Below are 2,856 nucleotides of genomic sequence, written 5' to 3' on the forward strand. Positions count from 1 at the left end.
TCTATGTCACACGTGACACAGAGGCTCTGTAACCAAATAGCTGGAAAGCTAAACTCGCGCCCAAGGAAAAGACTTGGGTTCTTTACACCACAGGAGTATATTCATGCGCATCTGTAAAAAGTGTCGCACTTCAAACTTGATACTAAGTGTGTGAACTTATACAGACCAAACCTGTCTTGAGCGCAAATAGATTTACTAATTGTAAGAATAAGTCAAATCGTCATTACTGCACTTAATCGTATGAACAATACTTACGTCATTGTTTATAATACTATTATTCTCAAAGTAAATTACATTACATACTAATTCATCACTTAGGTATTCCGTTAAGAATTGTCCATTTCTCGGGCTCGAGCTTGGTGCACGAACTTTGAGACCGTTGTTTAAAATATAATAGTAATTTTTCGTACTATCTCTTCCGATATAGCCAGAGTCGATAAACTTCAAAGTTGTTGATTTAACTTCTATTTTTCCACCTGCTTGCCCAGTAACATCTGCCCATAGCAAGACACAGGCTACAAATAGGCAAAATGATACAATCCGCCCCCTCATTGATATTTGTACAAAAACGCCCATAAAAGTAGATCCTTCTATATCCTAAGTGCATACGACACTTGGACACATAACGCCAAATTAAGTAGTGAGCAACGCTGCCACTTACCTAAAACATTGTGCCGTAAACACTTAAGCTGATTCAAACCAAAAGTGCCAAGCGTTGCGAATCTGCTTGAATTTATTGTTAGGGCGAAACTTTTTTCCACTCCATACGAATTGCTTCTGCTGAAAGTTCTTTTATTTCTTGTAATAAATCGTCCAAGTCTTTAGCGCCAGATTCTTTTGAAGCAAAGCTACCATCACGTAAAGACTTGAGGAATAAGTCTAAGCTATCGGTGAGCTTTAAATAAACGTCTTCGCCTGTATTAACCATCAAACGAATACGGACGGTTTTAGCGAGTAATCGTTTATACAACTGCTCACCTTCCTCGTCTGCGAAAATTGAGTCACTATTGAAAGCATATGACTCTAATTCAAGTTCAGTGATCAATTCAACCAAGGTATCTCTAAATGTATATATCCATTTCTCTCGCATCGTTGCTAAAGATTCTTTTCTTGCAATTTTCCCAGAGAGAAAAGGACCAACAGCTACAGCAATGATTGAAACTAGCACTGCCAAAAAAGGTGACAGTTCCTTCAACTCTTCAATAGTCATATTTTCCTCTAAGCCCTAACGCCTTGTTAAGGTGTGAGGCACGCAATACCGAAGCTTCCGCATACCACCTTAAACACTAAAACCAACGCATAGTAAAAATGCCACGCGTGCCGAATCACTCTTGAACAATTTGTTATGCGCTTGAATCACACACGAAATTAACATCTTCATCGATTAACCGATAACTTGTAACCCACGAACTTTGGCATGTTTTACGGTTGGAGTGATTCAAGGACTTGAGCCGACAATACGGAATTGCCGACTGAGCAAAACGATGGGCAAAGGAAGCAAGAAGATTAGAACAAAGAACTTTTCTGCCCTTTGCCTAACGCCCTGTTAAGGGGTGAGCAACACAATACAAAAGCCGCCGCAAACCGCCTTAAACACAAAAACCAACGCATAGCAAAAATGCCACGCGTTGCGAATCCCTCTTGAACAGTTTGTTATGCAGCATTACCCATTGAATCCAATGCCTTATTCCATTAGATTATTAAGAAGCCAGACAACATGTAAATCTTCTCTCATTTGGAAGTGCGTCATGAGCAGTTTGCTATATGTGTATTACATACGTCTGGCTACTTTCTTTTGGGGCAAAATATCCCAAACTTCAATAAATGCTTAGTTACATCACTTGTGTGAGCTTGATTCAGACGTACTCCAACAAGGTTTGAACCATCTGTAATAGGTAGCACAGACTTTAAACTCGAATCCATAGAACCCTTTAAAATTCTAAATATGTGGGATAGTCGGTCAGTATCAATACCTCTTATTACCCATTGTCCAAATTCATATTCAATCACAGATTTACTCCTGCTGCATAACGCCCAATTAACGTGTGAGCAGCGCATACAATGAACTTGAAGGCTGCGCCGTAAACACTAAATTCAACCCGAAGTGAGAGCGCCAAGCGTTGCGAATCACTGTTGAATTGCTTGTTATGTTTTACCACAAGTCACTGACTTAATTGAGAAAGAACTGCTATTTCTGACTAGTTTTCTGAAGCAAGCCACAAGGCTGAAACCGACTTGACCGCCAAAGGTGACCAACCTAAAACATGTAATTCCACTTCCCTGCCCAATGAGGCAACCCGCCCAAGAAACAACAAGCGCCCTTTCTTTCCAACTAAAGCGCAAAACAATGCTGAATTGCCGAGGCAACTGCCAAGCTGAAATGCTAATTGGCTAAGAACCTGAAAGCGACTTTGAGCCAGTTGAACAAGAAGCCGATCGCCACGACCTGACAATGAAGCAACCCGCGAACATTGGCATGTTCTACGGGCTGAGAGATTCAAGAAATTAGGCCGACAGAGCGGATTTGCTGAGTCTACTAGGGACGAATTGCCAGAGGGACAAAGAACCAGAACCTAAGACCTTTAAGCCTTTGAAATGCAAGTAAACATAACGCCGCATTAAGGTGTGAGCGGCGCTTGGCTATACTTGAGCGAAGCGAAACTGCCAAGCGTTGCGAATCACTCTTAAATGCTTTGTTATGCATATTTTTGCCTAAGCGCAGGTGTTAAGCCAGTAATACTGAACTAGACCTTTTTGTCCTGATACTTCCTTTTCCACCTCAAGAACACCTTTGTTGTGCTTTATAGCCTTGACTGAACCAAGGTTAGCCTTGTTTACCGTTACTAGCGCTTTATC

The 2,856-nt window shown here is 41.1% G+C and carries 1 protein-coding gene and 1 pseudogene; one reads left to right on the forward strand and one right to left on the reverse strand.

The genetic code is table 11. From position 1 onward, the window contains the following. Nucleotides 1-117, forward strand: a pseudogene (locus EJ063_RS20165) (IS30 family transposase); the annotation flags it as partial. A 622-nt stretch (nt 118-739) separates the two neighbouring features. Here the strand turns inward: EJ063_RS20165 and EJ063_RS20170 are convergent. Further along, complete coding sequence (locus EJ063_RS20170) at nt 740-1,210, reverse strand: hypothetical protein (protein WP_126576060.1); 471 nt, start codon at nt 1,208-1,210, stop codon at nt 740-742. Nucleotides 1,211-2,856: the final 1,646 nt, after the last annotated feature.

It is taken from the genome of Vibrio aquaticus, from assembly GCF_003970385.1.
GTDB lineage: Bacteria > Pseudomonadota > Gammaproteobacteria > Enterobacterales > Vibrionaceae > Vibrio > Vibrio aquaticus.

Excerpts from the sequence above, each read along its gene's own strand:
- EJ063_RS20170 (WP_126576060.1), bottom strand. The coding sequence starts at position 1,210 with ATGACTATTGAAGAGTTGAAGGAACTGTCACCTTTTTTGGCAGTGCTA.